Source organism: Sphingobium xanthum (genome assembly GCF_019737615.1).
GTDB classification, from domain to species: Bacteria; Pseudomonadota; Alphaproteobacteria; order Sphingomonadales; family Sphingomonadaceae; genus Sphingobium; species Sphingobium xanthum.
In genome coordinates, this window is sequence record NZ_JAHKKS010000003.1 from 237,685 (window position 1) to 254,832 (window position 17,148).

Here is a 17,148-nt window from a genome sequence, read left to right on the forward strand (position 1 = left end):
AGCATGTGATTCACCACAGCGATCAACGGTAAATTCGCCGACTTTCCCTTACAGCGCCCCTGTTCACTTCAGCCTCTCTCGGCAACAACTAAGGAAGGACTAGTTACTATGAAGGGTCTCCTGAAGCTCGCTATGGTTTCGACCATCGCCCTCGCCGCCACCCCGGCATTTTCCCAGTCCGCGGACTGGACCAAGAAGGTTTTCGGCATCGTCGCCTCGAAGCAGACCTATCCGCGCGTCGCCCAGATGCGCGGTGACGAAGGCACCGCCAAGGTCCGCGTCTCGGTCGATGCAGCCGGCGCCGTCAAGAACGTCGAGATGGTGGCCCCCTCGGGCTCCTCGGTGCTCGACAAGGAAGCGCTCGAGCTGCCGCGTCGCATTGCCACGCTGCCGCCGCCGCCCGGAGGCGCGACGACCGTCGTCCTGCCGCTGACCTGGAAACTGATGTAATCAGGCAGTCGCCGATCGGAGAGGTTCCGGCCGCTCGAAGCAACGCTTCGGGCGGCCTTTTTTTTAGCCCGGAACGCCGTCGTCGCCGAACGGAAAGCCCCGGAATACCGGGGCTAGACACCGTTAACCGTCCTTTAGCGGTATCGCGCTATGCCGGTCTGACCGGAATTCAAAAAGCGCACGGCGCGTCCCGATGGACCCGTTCGCAAAGTCTGAAGAGGAAGACGATCTCATGCTGGAATGGTTCGAGAAAAAGGCGCCGATCCGTAGCAAGTTCGACGCCTTGCTGATCGCGCATCTCGTGATTGCGGGCGTGGTCGGCGGATCGATCATTGCCGCTTCGATAATGGGTTATGGCGCCGCCGTCCTCGGCGGGATCGTCGCGACCGGCGCGGTGCTGACCTTGATCGTCATGACCTCCGCCAAGCGCATGATCTGCGACCCCTATGTGGAGACCGTCCTGCGCATGGAGGCCCTCGCCGCAGGCAATCTCGCCGAGCGCTTCGACTTCAGCGATCACGAGGATTGCGTCGGCCGAATGATCAAGGCGATGGAAGTGTTTCGCGCGAATGGCGGTACGCTGCGTCAGTCGGGCCACGATCTGGAAGCCGTGATCGGCCATCTGCAACAGGGCCTGGGCAAGCTTGCCGAGGGCGATCTGACCTACCGCCTGAAGGCCGATTTCCCGGCGGAATATTCTCAGCTCAAGACCAGCTTCAATACCGCGGTGCAGGAACTTGGCGACGTGATCTCCAGCCTCACCGACGTGGCATCGACCGTCCAGTCGGGATCTTCGGAGATTCGCGACGCCTCGAACGATCTTGCGCGCCGCTCCGAGGAACAGGCCTCCGCTCTGCAGCAGGCGGCCGGCGCCATGAAGGACGTGACGGCGGTCGTGCAGGAAACGGCCTCGAACGCCGCCAATGTGCGCGCAACGATCGCGGAGACCCAGGGCGAAGCCGATGAAGGCGGTCAGGTCGTCCAGCGTGCCGTGACGGCGATGGGTGCGATCGAGAAGTCGTCGGAGCAGATCGGCCAGATCATCAACGTGATCGACGGCATTGCCTTCCAGACCAACCTGCTGGCGCTCAATGCCGGCGTGGAAGCCGCGCGCGCCGGCGATGCCGGCAAGGGCTTCGCGGTCGTCGCCAACGAAGTGCGCGCCCTGGCGCAGCGCTCCGCCGATGCCGCCAAGGACATCAAGGAACTGATCACGGCCAGCACGCAGCAGGTCAGCGGCGGCGTTGCGCTCGTCGCCGAGACCGGCACCTGCCTTGCCAAGATCGTTCAGCGCATCGCCAATATCGGTGAGCGCATGAGCTCGATCAACGACTCGTCGCTCTCGCAGGCCAGCAGCCTGCACCAGATCAACGCGGCGGTTTCCGAGATGGATCGCATGACGCAGCAGAACGCCGCGATGGTCGAACAATGCACAGCCGCGGCGCACAGCCTCGCCGGCAATGCCACGGACCTCACGAAGATCGTCGCGCGGTTCAAGGCCAGCGGCAGCAGTGGCGGGTTCGCCGCGCCGCGGTCCGCACCGCCCGCGCCGCGCCGCGCGGCCGTGTCCGCCCCGGTGGTCCGCGGCAATCTCGCCGTGAAGGCCGAGGTGCGGGACGAAGAGGACTGGGCGGAATTCTGATCGCTCTGAACGGAAGGTATAATCGCGATGCACGTCGTTTCGCTTCCCGAGAAATGCGACAGAGTGGCAGCCCATGACCTCGCACAGCAGCTTCGGCCGCTGATCGGCCAGGGTGATATCACCATCGACGGCACGGCCGTGCGTCAGGTCGGTCAGGCAATGCTGCAGACCCTGGTCAGCGCACGCCTGTCCGCCGGCCACGCCGAGCAAAAGCTGAGCATCACGGCTTCGGATCAGATGCGCCGCATCTGCCGCATGACCGCGCTCGAACAGCACATTCTTTAAGAGTTGAGGAGGCCGCTTCGGTGACCAACGAAGAAATTCAGGGGATTTTCTTTCTCGAGTGCGAGGAAGCCCTGACCGCCGCAGAGGCGGGCCTCGCTGCATGCCGCGAAGGCCGGCATGACGACGACACCGTCAACGGCGTCTTCCGCGCGGTCCACTCCATCAAGGGTGGCGCGGGCGCCTTCTGCTTCACTGCCTTGCAGGCATTCACGCACGGCTTCGAGACGACCTTGTCGGACGTCCGCGACGGCATCCTGCCGATCGAGGACAGCCTCGTCGATCTGCTGCTGCGTGCGCTCGATATGCTGAACGACCATTTCCTGGCCGTGCGCGACGGCGCGCCGCTTCCGGACGACGCCGCGCTGCTCGCCGAGCTGGCAGCGGTTCTTGTCCAGGCTCCGGACGTTGCCGAGGAAACGCCGGCGGCTCCCGCCGCCGAGCCGGTCGTGGCTGAGCCCGTCGTGGCCGAGACCCCGGCCGCCGGGGACGACCTGGATTTCGACCTGGACAGCATGCTGGCGGGCATGGCCCTCGACGATGTCGATCTTGAGGCGGCCGCTGCCGCGCCGGAAGCGGCGCAGGAGACGGTCCCGGGCTGGACATTGCTCATTCGTCCGCTGGACGCGGCCATGGCCAATGGCGGCGAACCCATATTGCTTCTGCGCGAGCTTGAGCGTCTGGGCGGCCAGTGCATCCACTGCGATGTGCAGGCGGTGCCGCATGTCGATGAGATCGACACCACCGAGTCCAGCCTTGCCTGGACTTTCCTGTTCCCCGAAGCGCTCGATCGCAAGAAGGTCGAGGAAGTGTTCGACTTCGTGGGCGACGACTTCCAGCTGAGCTGGGACGTGCCGGTGCCCGCCGGCTTCTCGGCCGAAGCGGCATCGACGATCGATGTCGCCGAGACGATCGAAACGCCAGCGCCCGCGCCGGTCGCGGAGGCAGCACCGGTCGTCGCCATTGCGCCGGTGGCTGAACCGGTTGCTGAGGTCAAGCCGACAGCGGCGGCGCCTGCGCCTGCGCCTGCCCCCGAACCGGTCGTGACGCCCGTGCCCGCCGCCCAGGCAGAGCCCGTCGCGGCGCAACCCGCGCCCGCGCCTGCCGCGGCCGCCGAAGCTGCCACCGGCGACAAGGGCGCGGCTCCTGCGGCGGCAACGGGTGCGTCTCAGTCGATCCGCATCGATCTGTTCAAGCTCGACCGCCTCATCGATACCGTCGGCGAGCTGGTGATCGCGCAGGCAATGATGGCCCAGCGCCTCGCCTGGGCCGGCACGGCCGCAGTGGAAGAACTGGCGACGCTCGAAAGCCTGACGCGCGACATTCAGGAAAGCGCCATGGCGATCCGCGCGCAGCCGATCGGCTCGGTGTTCAGCCGCGTGCCGAGGATGCTGCGCGAACTGCAGACCTCCACCGGCAAGCGCGTGCGGCTCGAAATGCAGGGCGAAGCCACCGAACTCGACAAGACGGTGATCGAGCGGCTCGGCGAGCCCCTGACACACCTCATCCGCAACGCCGTCGATCACGGCCTCGAGACGCCCGAGGAGCGCATTGCCGCCGGCAAGCCCGGCGAGGGCGTCCTCACGCTCTCCGCCGAACAGCGCAGCGGCCGGATCCTCATCAAGGTGAGCGACGACGGCAAGGGCATCGATCGCAAGCGCGTGCTGGCCAAGGCGGTCGAGCGCGGGCTGGTCTCGCCCGAGGCGCAGATGAGCGACGAGGATATCGACAATCTGATCTTCGCGCCCGGCTTCTCGACGGCGGCGACCATTTCCAACATTTCCGGCCGCGGCGTCGGCATGGATGTGGTCCGCCAGAATGTGAAGGATCTGGGCGGCCGCATCAGCATTGAATCGCATCCCGGCAAGGGCAGCTGCTTCACGCTCGCGCTGCCGCTGACATTGGCGATCTCGGATGGCATGATCGTGTCGGTCGGCGACCAGACGCTGGTCGTGCCGCTGGCCCATGTGGTCGAGAGCTTGCGTCCGCGCCCTGAGGAAGTGGCCAGCATGGGCGCCTCGCGTCAGATGCTGAACGTGCGCGGCAAGTTCATTCCGATCCTGCCACTCCTGGAAAATGTCGGCGCGATCGGCGCGCAGACCGATCCGACGGAGGCGGTGCTCGTCATCGTCGATACCGAATCCGCCGGCCAGGCCGCCTTGCTGGTCGACAATATCCGCGATCAGCGCCAGTTCGTGATCAAGAGCCTGGATACGCATTATCGCCCGGTCAACGGCGTTGCCGGCGCCACGATCCTCGGTGACGGGCGCGTCGCGCTCATCCTCGATGTCGACTCGCTGGTGGCTGATGCCGTCGCGACCCGGCGTCTTGCCGCATGAACGCGCCCGCATTCCAGAGTCCGCCCGGCGTCAGTTCGCAAATCTACGGCGAAGCTGATTTCGAGGCGATCCGCGCGATCATCCACCGCGAGGCGGGCATCGCGCTCGAGCGCAGCAAGGCCATGCTGGTCTATTCCCGGCTGGCCCCGCTGGTGCGCTCATCCAACAGCGCGACCTTTGCGAACTATATCAAGCTGATCGAGTCCGATGCGACGGAGCGGCACCAGACCGTCTGCGCACTCACGACCAACCACACCTTCTTCTATCGCGAAGCGCATCATTTCGATCATCTCCGCGATGTTTCGCGGCCGATGCTGATGTCGCAGATCGCCCATGGCGATCCGGTGCGCATCTGGTCGGCCGGCAGCTCCAGCGGCGAGGAAGGCTATTCGATCCTGATGACCTTGCTCGGCCCGGACAAGGCCGATGCGCGGCGGATCTTCAACAGCGATTTCCTGATGCTCGGCACCGATCTGGCCGATCATGCCGTCGCAGGCGCGCGCGCCGCGCGCTATGCGGCCAATGCGGTCGATCCGGTGCCCGAGGCGCTGCGCAACTTGTGGACCGAGCGCGACGGCAATGCCGTCCAGATCAAGCAGGAAGTGCGCGATCTTGCAAAATTCCTGCCGCTGAACCTGCTCGGACCGTGGCCGATGAAGCGGCAGTTCGACATCATCTTCTGCCGCAATGTGATGATCTATTTCGATCAGCCGACCAAGGAGCGCCTCGTGGCGCGCTTCGCCGAGGCCCTGCGGCCCGGCGGTTTTCTCTACATCGGCCATAGCGAGCGCGTGACCGGACAAGCGAGCGCGATGCTCGAGCCGGCCGGCAACACGATTTACGTCAGGGGGACCAAATGAGCATTCGCGTCCTGATCGTCGATGATTCAGCGACGATGCGCGCCGTCCTCACGCAATTGCTGGGGGGAGAGCGAGACATCGAGGTGGTTGGGACCGCCGCGGATGCCATGGAAGCTCGCGTCAAGATCAAGGAACTCGATCCGGACGTCGTGACCCTGGACATCGAGATGCCCGGCATGAGCGGCCTCGAGTTCCTCGAGAAGCTGATGCGCCTGCGCCCGACGCCGGTGGTGATCGTTTCGGGCCTGACGCAGAAGGGCGCCGACGCCACCGCGCAGGCGCTCGCGATCGGTGCCATAGACTGCTACGCAAAGCCTGACGGCAGCGCGGGCGCCTTGCTGAAGGGTGACAATGGCGAGCTCGCCAGCCGGATCCGGGTCGCGGCTTCCAGCCGCCGTCGCACCCCGACCGCGCCGCTCTCTGCCGCGCCGAGCGTTGCCGCGCTGAGCGTTGCCGCACCGAGCGCGGTTCGCCACGGCAAGACGGACCTCATCGCCATCGGTTCCTCCACCGGCGGCGTGGAAGCGTTGCAAACGCTGCTGACCGAATTCCCGGAAGATTGCCCGCCGACGGTGATCGTCCAGCACATCAACGCCAATTTCGCCGGCGCCGTCGCACGCCGCCTGGATGGCCTCTGCCGTCCGCGCGTCCAGCTTGCCGACGCGGACCTGCCGCTGCGGCAGGGCCATATCTATTTCGCGCCGACCAATGAACTGCATTTCCGCGTCACGGGCGGCAATCCCGGCTTCGTCGCCAAATTGCGCCAGGGCGATCCGATTTCCGGTCATCGGCCGAGCGTCGATGCCCTGTTCCAATCCGTTGCAGACGTGGCGGGCGCTCGCGCCGTCGGCATCCTGCTGACCGGCATGGGCAGCGATGGCGCGAACGGCCTGCTCGCCATGCATCGCGCCGGCGCCTTCACGATCGCGCAAGACCAGGCGAGTTGCACGGTGTTCGGCATGCCGCGCGCGGCGATCGCGCTCGGCGCGGCTTCGCAAGTGCTGCCGCTCACGCAGATCGCCTCGCGCGTGCTGTCCATGGTGACCGCATGACCATTCAGCGCCCCGTCAGCGACGGCCTGAAGCGGCTCAGCGTCATGCAGGGCAATGTCGAGATCAGCCGCGCCACAGACGTCATGATGACGACGGTGCTCGGCAGCTGCGTGGCATGCTGCATGTTCGACCCGGTCATGCGCGTCGGCGGCATGAACCACTTCCTGCTTTCCGAGCCGGGACCGGCCGAAGGCTCGGTCAAGGTCGACGAGCATTATGGCGTGTATCTGATGGAAGTGCTGATCAACGGCATGTTGAGCCAGGGCGTACGCAAGCAGAGCATCAAGGCGCACCTCTATGGCGGCGCCAATCTGCACGCGAACATGCAGAAGATCGGCTCGGCCAATGCGCAGTTCGCCCAGGACTTCCTCGCGCGGGAAAATATTCAGCTATTTCATATGGATCTTGGCGGCACGACGGCGCGGCGCGTGGACTTCATTCCCGCGCAAGGCCGGGTCCGTTGCCGGGTTCTCAAGGAACAGGTCGAAGTCGCGCGTCCGGTGCTCCAGCGGCCTGCGACTGATCGTGGCGATGTTGAACTTTTTTAACCATTTCCGGGTAGGGGTTAGGCATGATCAAAGTTTTCACAGTCGATGACAGCGCCAGCATGCGTGCGCTTCTGCTTCACGCGCTTACGGGGCACGGGTTCGCGGTCGATCAGGCCGAGCACGGGCTGGCCGCGCTCGAGTGGCTGAAGGACAATGAGCCCGATGTCATCATCACCGACATCAACATGCCGAAGCTGGACGGCTTCGGCCTGATCGAGAAACTTCGGGCCGACGAGCGCCATCGCGACCGTCCGATCCTCGTGCTCACAACCGAGAGTTCCGACGAGAAAAAGGCGCGTGCGCGCGCTGCCGGGGCGACGGGCTGGATCGTGAAGCCCTTTGACGCGGAAAAGCTGGCGAGCGCCGTGCGGCGCGTCTCCCATTGAACATCATCACCCCATTGGCCGGAGCAAAGAGATGAACAGGCAATTGATCACGTTCGAGGTCGAAAACCAGATCTTCGGCATCGACATCATGGCGATCCGCGAAATTCGCGCATGGACGCCCACGACGCGCTTGCCGCATGTACCGCACTATATTGCCGGTGTGGTCAATCTGCGCGGCACGGTGCTGCCGGTGTTCGACCTCGCCGCCCGGCTGGGCTGGCGCACGACCGAACCCACGGCGCGGCATGTCATCATCGTCACGCAGGTGAACGAGCAATTCCGCGGGCTGACCGTCGATGCCGTCAGCGACATCGCCACCATCGACAGCGAATCGCTGCAGCCGCCGCCGGCCACGAGCCAGGACTCGGTCGTGCCGTTCCTGGAAGGCCTGGTCGCCATCGATGAGCGCATGGTCATGGTCCTGAACCTGCCGTCGCTGACGACAGATTTCGATCTGCGCGAGGCAGCCTAAACCTAGAACGGGGACGCAAAAACAATGGTTACCAAGGTACTCGTGGTCGACGATTCGATCACAATGCGGGCACTCTTCACGAACGCGCTCGAAAACGGCAAGGATCTCGTGGTCGTCGGCGCTGCCAATGGCGCGGACGAAGCGCGCGACATGATCAAGGAATACAAGCCCGACGTCATCACCCTGGACATTGAAATGCCGGGCATGAACGGGATCGAGTTTCTGAAGGAAATCATGTCGACCGACCCACTGCCGGTCGTGATGCTCTCCACGCTGACCCAGAAAGGCGCCGAAGTTTCGTTGATGGCGCTGGAAATGGGCGCGGTCGATTGTTTCCCCAAACCGACCAAGACCTCGATGGAGGAATTTGAGGCGATCTCGGGCAAGCTGCGCAAGGTCGTGCTGACCGCCGCCAAGTCGAACCTCGAAGCGCGGCTCAAGCCGACCGCGAAGGCGGCCATCAACTCCGGCGAACCCCAGCCCTATCGCTGGGACGGTTCGCTGGTGACGATCGTCGGCGGGATGGGCGCCATCGAGGCGGCTTCGGAGATGCTGACGGCGTTCCCCGCCAATTGCCCGCCGACCATCCTCATGCTCGAGGTGGACGAAGGCCTCGGCGTGCCGTTCGCAGCGCGTCTCGCCAAGCAGATCGCACCGGAAGTCAAGGTCGCCACCGATGGCATCGAGTTGCAGCCGGGCACCGTCTATGTCGCGGCCGATCCGACCAAGCACATCGTCGTGGACCGCTGGCCGAACGGAGCGATCCGCTTCGTCGATCGCGATCCGGTCAATGGCCACCGGCCGTCGGGCGACCTGCTGTTCGCCTCCGTCGCGAAAACCGCCGGCGCGAAGGCTACGGCCGTCATGCTCTCGGGCGGCGGTCAGGACGGCGCGGCCGGCCTCGGCGCGATCAACGCCATCAAGGGCCGTGCGCTTGCGCAGGATCCCAAAACCGCGCTGGTGAGCGAACGGATCGATGCCGCCCGGATAAAGTGCCCCGCGACCAGGACGCTCCCCGCGGAAACGCTCGGTCGCTACATCATTCGGGGCGACGATGAAGCCGTCGCCGCCTGAGATTTTCGTCGGCACTCCAGTGATGTGTATGGATATGCGGGATCGGCTTGCCGCCGAACTCGATCGCATGTGCCACGATGTCGAGCGGATGGGCGCACTGCTGTGCGGAGATCCGGCAGTCGCATCGCGACATATGGACACGCTGCAGGAACTCGACCTGCTCATGCAGCGCCAGCAGGGCATTGCCGCCGTGCTGCGAGCGACGGACTTCTGGGATGCCGCTGCCAATAGTCCGCTTGGCGATCTCGCCCTGCGTCTGGCCGAGCCCGGTCAGTCGCAGAACATGTGATCCGAGACACAGCGTCTCGCACGCCTGATATTCGAAGCGCGCCGCCCGACGCCAGCCGGGCGGCGCTCTCTCGTTTCATGCGCTGCACTTGCACGCAGCCCTTTGTCGGGACGCCTGTCGCTTGATAAACAGGCGCGCATGGGGCGAACGACGATCTGGCGGATGGCGGGCTATGGAGCGTTGCTCGCCGCCGGCACCCTCGTCCTGCAAGGGCTCGACTATCTCTGGCTCGCCCGCACGCAGAGCCTCGCCATCTACATCTTCCTGATCGCCGCCCTGTTCCTCGGCATCGGCGTCGCGGTCGGCGCGAGCGCGCTGCGCCGGCCGGCGCCGCTTCCTTTCGACGGTAATCCGCAGGCACTCGCCAGTCTCGGCATCAGCCCGCGCGAGCTTGCCGTTCTCAAGGAGCTGGCGGCCGGGCACAGCAACAAGGAAATTGCCGACCGGCTGCATGTCTCGCCGCACACGGTAAAGAGTCATGTCGGTCGCCTCTTCGAGAAGCTGGCCGCCAGGCGCCGCACGGACGCAATCCAGCGGGCGCGCGAGCTCGGCATCATTCCCTGAAAATCGCGTCCGCCATATGGGCTAGCGCTGCAGAATCACCCTTTCGGGCGATTGATTTCGCAAGGCTTCATGCGCCTCTTCGCGCCATCAGCAGAGGACAGGAGACAGGAACATGCTGCGCGACATACTAAAATACGGAATCATCGGGGGCGTCATCGTCGGCGTGCTGATGGCCATGACCATTCCCTTCGCCAAGGACCTCAGTGGCGCCTGGGGCATGGCGATCGGCTATTCGACGATGCTGATCGCGCTGAGCACGGTGTTCGTCGCGATCAAGCGTCGGCGGGACGAGCAGGGCGGCGTCATCGGCTTCTGGGCAGGCTTCGGTCTGGGTCTCGGCATCAGCATCGTTGCCGGCATCCTCTATGTGCTGTCCTGGGAAGTGCTCCGGCCGCTGCTGCCGGGCGACTTCATCGGCGACTATGTGAACGGTGCCATTGCCGCCGAGAAGGCGAAGGGCGTGAGCGCCGAGGCGCTTGCGACATTCACGGCGGAGATGCGGAAACTCCAGAGCGACTATGCCAATCCGCTGTTTCGCCTGCCGATCACCTTCACCGAGATTTTTCCGGTCGGCGTGCTCGTCTCGCTGATCAGCGCCGCGCTGCTGCACAATCCCCGCTTCTTGCCGGGACGCAAGCCGGCATCCTAAGCGACCGCATTCCGGGCTGAGCCGGACTTACTTGCCCGGCTCGGCCTTCTTCGCCTTGGGTGCGAAGAGATCGCCGAAGAAATCGCCCTTGAGCCAGAGCGGCGGCGTGTCGCCATCGGCCATGGCGCGCGTGATCCGATAATTGGCTTCGGCGAACCGCGCGCCGGCCCGCCAGTCGATCGGCTGGTTCATGTCGTCGCCGACCTGATGATAATTGTCGCCGTCATACCGGCGATAGGCGGCCTCGCCGCCATTGCCGAAACCGGTCGCGAGAAACACGGCAGGGACCCCCTGCTGCACGAACATATAATGGTCCGACCGCACGAACACCGTCTCTTCCGGGATCGGATCGGGCGCGACCGTCACCTTCATCGGCGCCACGGCCTGCGCCGTCAGCGCCCCCAGCGTCGAATGATCGGCGCCATAAGCGGTGACATCGACGAAGCTGTAGGTCAGCACCGGCATGTCGAGATCGACATTACCGACGATCTTCTCGATCGGCACGGTCGGATGCCGCGCATAATAGTCGGCGCCGAGCAGGCCCTTCTCCTCGGCGGTTGAGGCGAGGAAAATGACCGAACGGCGCGGCTTGTTCTGCTCGTTCGCCATCACATGGGCGACTTCCATCAAGGTCGCGACGCCGGCGGCATTGTCGAGCGCGCCATTGTTGATCCGGTCCTTGCCGGGCGCATCATCGGGTTTGGCCGGGCTGACGCCGATATGATCGAGATGACCCGAGAGGATCACGTATTCGCCGGCAAGCGCGGGATCGCTGCCGGGGATCATCGCCACGACATTGGGGCTGGTAACGCGGCTGCTCTTGCTCTCGCCGAAGATCCGCGCGCTGGTCTTGAGCGCGAAACCCGTGGGCCGCGCCCCCTTGCGGCCGGCTTCCTTGCGGACCTGCGCCAGCGATCGGGCCGCGCCGGCGAACATGGCCTGCGCGGCCTTGTCACTGACGCTCGCACCGACGCGAATGTTCGGCGTCTCGTCGAACGCCCTGCCGTCCGGCCCGACCCAGGAGAAACTCGGCTGGAAGGCCGAGCTGATCCGCCGCTCCCAGGGCCGCATCTTCGCCGACTGGTCGGTGTCGATCTGGATCACGCCGATCGCGCCATGCGCCTGCGCGAACTTGTACTTGCTGTTCACCAGATAGGCGGCCGGCTCGCTCGGCAGACCCTCCGGGAAGCCGCGCAGCATCACGACGATCTTCCCCTTGACGTCAAGGCCCTTGTAATCGTCGATGCCGAGGCGGTCGTTCTTGAAACCGTAGCCGACGAACACCAGCGGCGCGGAGACGTCCAGCCTGGGCTCATTGGCGCTGACGCCGACGAAGCTGTCGACCGCATGGGCGAAGCTAGCGCTGCCCGCCGGGCCGGTGACGGCGATGCCCGACGGCACGTCGAGCCGCTCGGTCTTCTGGAACGTGACGCGCTGTAGCCAGTCGGACTTGCCGTCCTTGCGATCCCCGAGCGGCGTCAGCCCGAGCGAGGCGAAGCGCTGCGCCACATAGCGCGCGGCGATCTCGTAGCCGATGCTGCCGGTATCGCGCCCTTCGAGCAGATCATCGGCAAGAAACGCGACATCTGCCTTCACGCGATCAGCGGAGAAGCGCGGATCGGCCGGCATGTCCTTCTCGGCGACGAGCGCCGGTGGGGCGGGCGCGGTCTGAGCCGACGCGGCGATCGGAAAAGTGGAAAGGCAAGCGAGCAACAGAAGCGGAAAACGGCGCCAGATCATAAGCGAAAGTGTCCGAAAGGGAGGCTGCATGCGACATTAGCCGCCCTCTCTCGGCTGTCCACCCCATGACAGACGAAGTGGCGCCGGGGCACAGCGGCACCCGACGCCCAGTCCCAGCTCATTCGGCAATTCTAGGAGAACGAAAGCCCTTGCCGTCCGCGCGAGACGCGCAACCGCGACCCGAGCAAGCCGAAGCCTGTCACCAGCATGAGCCAGGTCGCCGGTTCCGGTATCGGAGCCTCCACGACGAAATTGGTCAGCGTCTGTCCGTCCATCCAGGTGATGCCGTTGATCTTGCCGGTCTTGGGGTCAAAGATGCCTTTCTCGATGACCGTGCCGCCCGCGCCGGACTGGCCGGCGCCTGAAGGCCCTTGCTTGGTGTCATGGGCAACGGCGATCTCGTAGCGGCCGTCATCGAGTTTCTTGATGTCGACCACCGCGGCGGCATGCGGCTGGGTATTGAGCTCCAGATCCTTGCCGGCCTTGATCGCCTTCAACGCTTCCTCGATCGAGGTCGTCACCACCTGATAAACGGGCAGCTTCTCGTCCTTCAGATATTTCTCCTTCTTGTCCCACCAGGGCAGCGGCGTGCCGTTCTTGGTAGTGCCGAACACCTTGGCCAGCGCATCGATGGTGATCTTGTCGGCCGGCATCTTCAGGCCATATTTGCTGTTCAGCCATTGCAGGCTGTTCGACACAGACGCCGGCGAGCAATGCATGGTGTCGCAGTCCTGATTGGGAAAGCGCTGGTGCAGCCCGCCGTCCATAAGCGGCCCGCCGATCAGAAGCCCCGGCGCGATGCCAAGAAGCCATGCGACACCGCCCTGATTCTGGCTGCCGATCATGTCGCGCGGCTGCAGGATCGCATCGAAAGCATCGACCGGGGCGCCCATCGGCGTGTCGGTAATCGAAAAGCCATAGTCGATCGAGGTGCCGACCGGTCCGTCGATTCCGAAATTGAATGTGACGGAAGTCTCGCTGCCGATACCCTGATAGGCACCCAGCGACATATTGGCGATCTTCCAGGAGCCGTTGATCGACAGGTTCAGATATTGCGGCAGCGACGTCCCTTCATAGGTCACCGTCACCGAACCCCAATCAGATGACACCGAACTCCAGAGAAGAACATCTCCCGGTCCATAATATTCATAACTATTCTTGAAGAAATTGAAGGAAGGATCAGCGTATCCTGGCCCGGAAAATAGCCCAGCCAGAGCAAACGCAATTAGTTTCTTCCTGAAAATTGTGCGATTTATATCGGAAAGCTTCCAGACCATAGCAACCTCCATTCCCGAGTGGAGAGAGACAGATCTAACGCTGCCCAATAATATCATGTTTCATACTGGGACAAAAGCGTTCAAATATAGATCGGAGCCATTCTAAGCTGTTGGGATTAGACCTTTTTGCTGCACACCTACGCCCTGGGTCGGCGACGCGGGTCCAACATGCGCGCCGGAGCACTCCCGAGTCCCGTCTCCATAAAGATGCATCGGTGCCGCATTGCGCGCGGGCGCAAGGCGGCTATGTTCGGCGGATATTCATGGATGCGCCGCTAGCGGCCTGTCGGACTATGTTCTTGGAGATTTGCATGCTTTCCTTCGCCCGGACGCGCACCTTCCTCATTCTCGCCGGCACATGCAGCCTCGCATTCGCGACCGCCATACCGGCCACGGCGCAGTCCGGCGCCCAGTCGGCGAGCGTCGTCAAGCCCGCCCCCCTGTCCGAGCTCGTTAAGCGCGTCGATATTCCCTATGAGATGTTCACGCTGTCGAACGGCCTGCGCGTCATCGTTCATACCGATCGCAAGGCCCCGGTCGTGGGCGTCACCGTCTATTATCGCGTCGGCTCCAAGAACGAGCCCAAGGGCAAGACGGGCTTCGCGCATCTCTTCGAGCATCTGATGTTCGGCGGATCGGAGAATGTGCCGGAATTCCAGCAGCCGCTCAGCGAAGCGGGCGCCAGCGGCACCAATGGCTCGACCTGGTTCGATCGCACCAATTATGTCGAGACGGTCCCGGTCGGCGCGCTCGACATGACCTTGTTCATCGAGGCGGACCGCATGGGCCATTTGCTCGGCGCGGTCACGCAGACCAAGCTCGATGCGCAGCGCGCCGTCGTCCAGAACGAGAAGCGCCAGGGCGACAACCAGCCTTATGGCCTCGTCGAATATGCCCAGCTCGCCGCGCTCTTCCCGCCCGAGCATCCCTATGCGCACAGCACGATCGGATCGATGGCCGATCTCGACAAGGCCAGCCTCGACGACGTGAAGACTTGGTTCCGCGACAATTATGGTCCCAACAACGCCATTCTCGTCCTCGCCGGCGACATCGACGTGCCGACCGCCAAGGCGAAGGTGGAGAAATATTTCGGCGCGATCCCCGCCGGGCCGGTGGTGAAGCCGGTGGTCTCGCCGGTGCCGACGCTGCCCAAGCGGATCGATCAGGTGATGAAGGACCGCGTCGCTACCACGCGCATCTTCCGCATGTGGGTGACGCCCGGCCGCAACGACAAGGATTCGACCTTGCTCGCGGTCGGCGCCTCCGTCTTCGGCGGCCTCGCCAGCTCGCGGCTCGACAATGAGCTGGTGCGCAAGGAGCAGATCGCCGTGCAGGTGACGGCCGGTCTCCAGCAGTTCGAGCAGATCGGCTTTGTCGAAGTTACCGCCGACGTGAAGCCGGGCGTCGATCCCGCGCTCGTTGAGAAGCGCCTTGACGAGATGATGGCCGATTTCATCAAGACCGGCCCGACTGCCGACGAAGTGACCCGCGTCGCCACGCGGCAGGTCTCGGGCGAACTCGCCGGGCTTGAAGTCGTCGGTGGCTTCAGCGGCAAGGCGGTGACGCTCGCCGAGGGCCTGCTCTATTCGGGCGATCCGGCGCAGTACAAGAAGGACCTTGCCGCCATCGCATCGGCGACGCCCGCCGCCGTGACCGACGCCATGAAGCGCTGGCTGACCCGCCCGGTCTATGCGCTGAAGGTCGAGCCGGGCGAGCGCGAGGCCTATGAGGATGCTGCCGTCAGCGCTCCCGGAAGCCAGGACAGCGCGAAGGCCGAGACGCCGCCCACGCCGACCCTGAAGCTCCCCGGTGTCACGGCCAATCCCGCGCTCGATTTCCCGACCGTCGAGACGACGACGCTCTCCAACGGCGTGAAGCTGCATCTCGCGCGCCGCACGACCGTGCCGACGGTGCAGATCGCGGTGAGCTTCGATGCCGGCATCGCCAGCGACCGCAAGGACCGCCCCGGCACCGGATCGCTCATGCTGAGCCTGCTCGATGAAGGCACGACGACGCGCTCGACCATCCAGATCGCCGAGGAGCAGGAGCGGCTCGGCGCCAATATCTCCACCGGCCAGAGCATGGACCGCACCTCGGTCTCGCTGTTCGCGCTCAAGGCCAACCTGCAGCCCTCGCTCGACCTGCTGCAGGACGTGATCCGCAACCCGGCCTTCGCGCCCGGCGAGATCGAACGCCTGCGCGCGGCGCAGCTCACCGCCATCGCATCGGAAAAGACGCAGCCCTCGGGCCTCGCCAATCGCGCCATCTATCCTTTGCTCTACGGCCCGGCGCATCCTTACGGGAACCCGGGCAGCGGTCGGGGCGACGAGACCTCGGTCAAGGCGATCACGCGCGAGGACCTCGTCGGTTATCATGGCGACTGGCTGGTCCCCAGCAAGGCCGAGATCTTCGTCGCGGGTGACGTCACCATGGACGAGATCAAGCCGCTGCTCGATGCGCGCTTCGGCGCCTGGGCGGAAAATCGCCGCATGAAACCGCGCAAGGACTTCTCGGTGGCGATCCCGCCCGCAAAGCCCGGCATCTATCTGATCGACCGCCCGCAATCGCCGCAATCGATGATCGTCGGCGGCTTCGTCACCACGGCCAAAGGCGGCGACGACCTCATCGCCTTCAACGCCGCGAACACCGTGCTCGGCGACGATTTCCTCTCGCGCCTCAACACCGACATTCGCGAGACCAAGGGCTGGTCCTATGGCGTGCGCTCCTATCTGATCAGCCGCGCCGAGCGCAGCCCCTATGTGGTGACGGCACCGGTGCAGGCCGACCAGACCGGCCCCGCGATCGCCGCGATGCGCGACGACATAGTCCAGTTCCTCGGCGCCAAGGGCGTCACGCCCGCGGAGTTTTCCCGCGTCGTGAAGGGCGAGATCGCGCAGCTTCCCGCTCTGTTCGAGACGACCGGATCGGTGCTGGGCCAGATGCAGTCGGACGCGCTTTATGGCCGCCCGTTCACCTATGTCGAGACGCTCGGCCCGCGCTTCAGCACGCTGACGCCCGCCCAGATGGACAAGGCGGCGCGCGCGCTCATCGATCCCGCCAAGCTCAGCTGGATCGTCGTCGGCGACAAGGCGCAGATCAAGGGACAGCTCGACAAGCTGGGCATGCCGGTGACGGAGATTGACTCGACGGGCGCACCCGCGAAATAGGACGGATCAACGCACAACGGAGAGAGCCATGTCCAAAGTCGACGGCGCTTATGACATCATCACCAAGACGCCGATGGGCGATCAGCCCAGCGTCTTCACCGTCATCAGCGATGGCGATCGGTTCAACGGCACCAATGCCGGCCCGCTCGGCTCGCTGGACGTCAAAGAAGGCAAGGTCGACGGCAACCGCCTGACCTGGGTGATGGAAATGACCATGCCGATGCCGATGACGCTGACGGCCGAAGCCGTCGTCACGGACGGCGCCATCACCGGCACGATCGATGCCGGTGCGTTCGGTCAGCTTACCATGTCGGGAACGCGGCGGGGCTGAACCGCCGAAAAAGCCGGAACGAAAAA

The 17,148-nt window shown here is 64.6% G+C and carries 17 protein-coding genes; 15 read left to right on the forward strand and 2 right to left on the reverse strand.

All coding sequences use genetic code 11. The features are described 5' to 3' along the window. Positions 1 to 108 precede the first annotated feature (108 nt). The 13 genes from KM135_RS07015 (at position 109) to KM135_RS07075 (ending at position 10,607) form a co-directional block, all read left to right on the forward strand. Positions 109 to 450, forward strand: coding sequence for an energy transducer TonB (locus tag KM135_RS07015; RefSeq protein ID WP_221713275.1), 342 nt, complete (start codon positions 109 to 111; stop codon positions 448 to 450). A gap of 193 nt (positions 451 to 643) precedes the next feature. Then, positions 644 to 2,092, forward strand: coding sequence for a methyl-accepting chemotaxis protein (locus tag KM135_RS07020; protein WP_246605803.1), 1,449 nt, complete (start codon positions 644 to 646; stop codon positions 2,090 to 2,092). A 27-nt stretch (positions 2,093 to 2,119) separates the two neighbouring features. After that, positions 2,120 to 2,377, forward strand: a complete 258-nt coding sequence (locus KM135_RS07025; RefSeq protein ID WP_221713276.1) for an STAS domain-containing protein — start codon at positions 2,120 to 2,122, stop codon at positions 2,375 to 2,377. 20 nt (positions 2,378 to 2,397) lie between these two features. After that, entirely contained in the window at positions 2,398 to 4,713 is a 2,316-nt protein-coding gene (locus KM135_RS07030; RefSeq protein ID WP_221713277.1) for a chemotaxis protein CheA, read from the forward strand. Continuing rightward, complete coding sequence (locus KM135_RS07035) at positions 4,710 to 5,573, forward strand: CheR family methyltransferase (protein ID WP_221713278.1); 864 nt, start codon at positions 4,710 to 4,712, stop codon at positions 5,571 to 5,573. The genes KM135_RS07030 and KM135_RS07035 overlap by 4 nt, the downstream gene beginning before the upstream one ends. Further along, complete coding sequence (locus KM135_RS07040) at positions 5,570 to 6,625, forward strand: protein-glutamate methylesterase/protein-glutamine glutaminase (protein ID WP_221713279.1); 1,056 nt, start codon at positions 5,570 to 5,572, stop codon at positions 6,623 to 6,625. The genes KM135_RS07035 and KM135_RS07040 overlap by 4 nt, the downstream gene beginning before the upstream one ends. After that, positions 6,622 to 7,173: a chemotaxis protein CheD gene (locus tag KM135_RS07045; RefSeq protein WP_221713280.1), complete on the forward strand. Its 552-nt coding sequence runs from the start codon at positions 6,622 to 6,624 to the stop codon at positions 7,171 to 7,173. The genes KM135_RS07040 and KM135_RS07045 overlap by 4 nt, the downstream gene beginning before the upstream one ends. Before the next feature lie 23 nt (positions 7,174 to 7,196). Beyond that, a complete protein-coding gene (locus KM135_RS07050) occupies positions 7,197 to 7,559 on the forward strand; it encodes a response regulator (RefSeq protein WP_221713281.1) in 363 nt (120 codons plus the stop codon). 31 nt (positions 7,560 to 7,590) lie between these two features. Further along, positions 7,591 to 8,031: a chemotaxis protein CheW gene (locus KM135_RS07055; RefSeq protein ID WP_221713282.1), complete on the forward strand. Its 441-nt coding sequence runs from the start codon at positions 7,591 to 7,593 to the stop codon at positions 8,029 to 8,031. Between the two features lie 24 nt (positions 8,032 to 8,055). Further along, entirely contained in the window at positions 8,056 to 9,105 is a 1,050-nt protein-coding gene (locus KM135_RS07060; RefSeq protein WP_221713283.1) for a chemotaxis protein CheB, read from the forward strand. Positions 9,106 to 9,139: 34 nt separating this feature from the next. Next, the gene (locus KM135_RS07065) at positions 9,140 to 9,394 is read left to right on the forward strand and encodes a hypothetical protein (protein WP_221713284.1); all 255 of its coding nucleotides are present in this window, start codon (positions 9,140 to 9,142) and stop codon (positions 9,392 to 9,394) included. A gap of 138 nt (positions 9,395 to 9,532) precedes the next feature. After that, positions 9,533 to 9,958 (forward strand): response regulator transcription factor, encoded by a 426-nt coding sequence (locus KM135_RS07070; protein ID WP_246605804.1) that lies wholly within the window; start codon positions 9,533 to 9,535, stop codon positions 9,956 to 9,958. A 112-nt stretch (positions 9,959 to 10,070) separates the two neighbouring features. Further along, positions 10,071 to 10,607 (forward strand): DUF4199 domain-containing protein, encoded by a 537-nt coding sequence (locus tag KM135_RS07075; protein WP_221713285.1) that lies wholly within the window; start codon positions 10,071 to 10,073, stop codon positions 10,605 to 10,607. A 27-nt stretch (positions 10,608 to 10,634) separates the two neighbouring features. Here the strand turns inward: KM135_RS07075 and KM135_RS07080 are convergent, their stop codons facing one another. Further along, positions 10,635 to 12,347: a M28 family metallopeptidase gene (locus tag KM135_RS07080; protein ID WP_425517002.1), complete on the reverse strand. Its 1,713-nt coding sequence runs from the start codon at positions 12,345 to 12,347 to the stop codon at positions 10,635 to 10,637. 131 nt (positions 12,348 to 12,478) lie between these two features. After that, positions 12,479 to 13,435, reverse strand: a complete 957-nt coding sequence (locus KM135_RS07085) for a hypothetical protein (protein WP_221713286.1) — start codon at positions 13,433 to 13,435, stop codon at positions 12,479 to 12,481. Between the two features lie 500 nt (positions 13,436 to 13,935). On the opposite strand from KM135_RS07085, the gene KM135_RS07090 reads away from it, so the two are divergent. Together KM135_RS07090 and KM135_RS07095 are read left to right on the forward strand one after the other, a co-directional pair. Further along, on the forward strand, positions 13,936 to 16,791 hold the full coding sequence (locus KM135_RS07090; RefSeq protein ID WP_221713287.1) for a M16 family metallopeptidase: 2,856 nt from the start codon (positions 13,936 to 13,938) through the stop codon (positions 16,789 to 16,791). Positions 16,792 to 16,819: 28 nt separating this feature from the next. Then, positions 16,820 to 17,122, forward strand: a complete 303-nt coding sequence (locus KM135_RS07095) for a hypothetical protein (RefSeq protein ID WP_221713288.1) — start codon at positions 16,820 to 16,822, stop codon at positions 17,120 to 17,122. The last annotated feature ends 26 nt before the right edge of the window (positions 17,123 to 17,148 follow it).

Coding starts and splice junctions, on each gene's coding strand:
- KM135_RS07025 (WP_221713276.1), top strand. CDS start 2,120: ATGCACGTCGTTTCGCTTCCCGAGAAATGCGACAGAGTGGCAGCCCAT.
- KM135_RS07055 (WP_221713282.1), top strand. CDS start 7,591: ATGAACAGGCAATTGATCACGTTCGAGGTCGAAAACCAGATCTTCGGC.
- KM135_RS07035 (WP_221713278.1), top strand. CDS start 4,710: ATGAACGCGCCCGCATTCCAGAGTCCGCCCGGCGTCAGTTCGCAAATC.
- KM135_RS07075 (WP_221713285.1), top strand. CDS start 10,071: ATGCTGCGCGACATACTAAAATACGGAATCATCGGGGGCGTCATCGTC.
- KM135_RS07095 (WP_221713288.1), top strand. CDS start 16,820: ATGTCCAAAGTCGACGGCGCTTATGACATCATCACCAAGACGCCGATG.
- KM135_RS07090 (WP_221713287.1), top strand. CDS start 13,936: ATGCTTTCCTTCGCCCGGACGCGCACCTTCCTCATTCTCGCCGGCACA.
- KM135_RS07050 (WP_221713281.1), top strand. CDS start 7,197: ATGATCAAAGTTTTCACAGTCGATGACAGCGCCAGCATGCGTGCGCTT.
- KM135_RS07065 (WP_221713284.1), top strand. CDS start 9,140: ATGCGGGATCGGCTTGCCGCCGAACTCGATCGCATGTGCCACGATGTC.
- KM135_RS07015 (WP_221713275.1), top strand. CDS start 109: ATGAAGGGTCTCCTGAAGCTCGCTATGGTTTCGACCATCGCCCTCGCC.
- KM135_RS07060 (WP_221713283.1), top strand. CDS start 8,056: ATGGTTACCAAGGTACTCGTGGTCGACGATTCGATCACAATGCGGGCA.
- KM135_RS07040 (WP_221713279.1), top strand. CDS start 5,570: ATGAGCATTCGCGTCCTGATCGTCGATGATTCAGCGACGATGCGCGCC.
- KM135_RS07080 (WP_425517002.1), bottom strand. CDS start 12,347: ATGATCTGGCGCCGTTTTCCGCTTCTGTTGCTCGCTTGCCTTTCCACT.
- KM135_RS07070 (WP_246605804.1), top strand. CDS start 9,533: ATGGGGCGAACGACGATCTGGCGGATGGCGGGCTATGGAGCGTTGCTC.
- KM135_RS07045 (WP_221713280.1), top strand. CDS start 6,622: ATGACCATTCAGCGCCCCGTCAGCGACGGCCTGAAGCGGCTCAGCGTC.
- KM135_RS07020 (WP_246605803.1), top strand. CDS start 644: ATGGACCCGTTCGCAAAGTCTGAAGAGGAAGACGATCTCATGCTGGAA.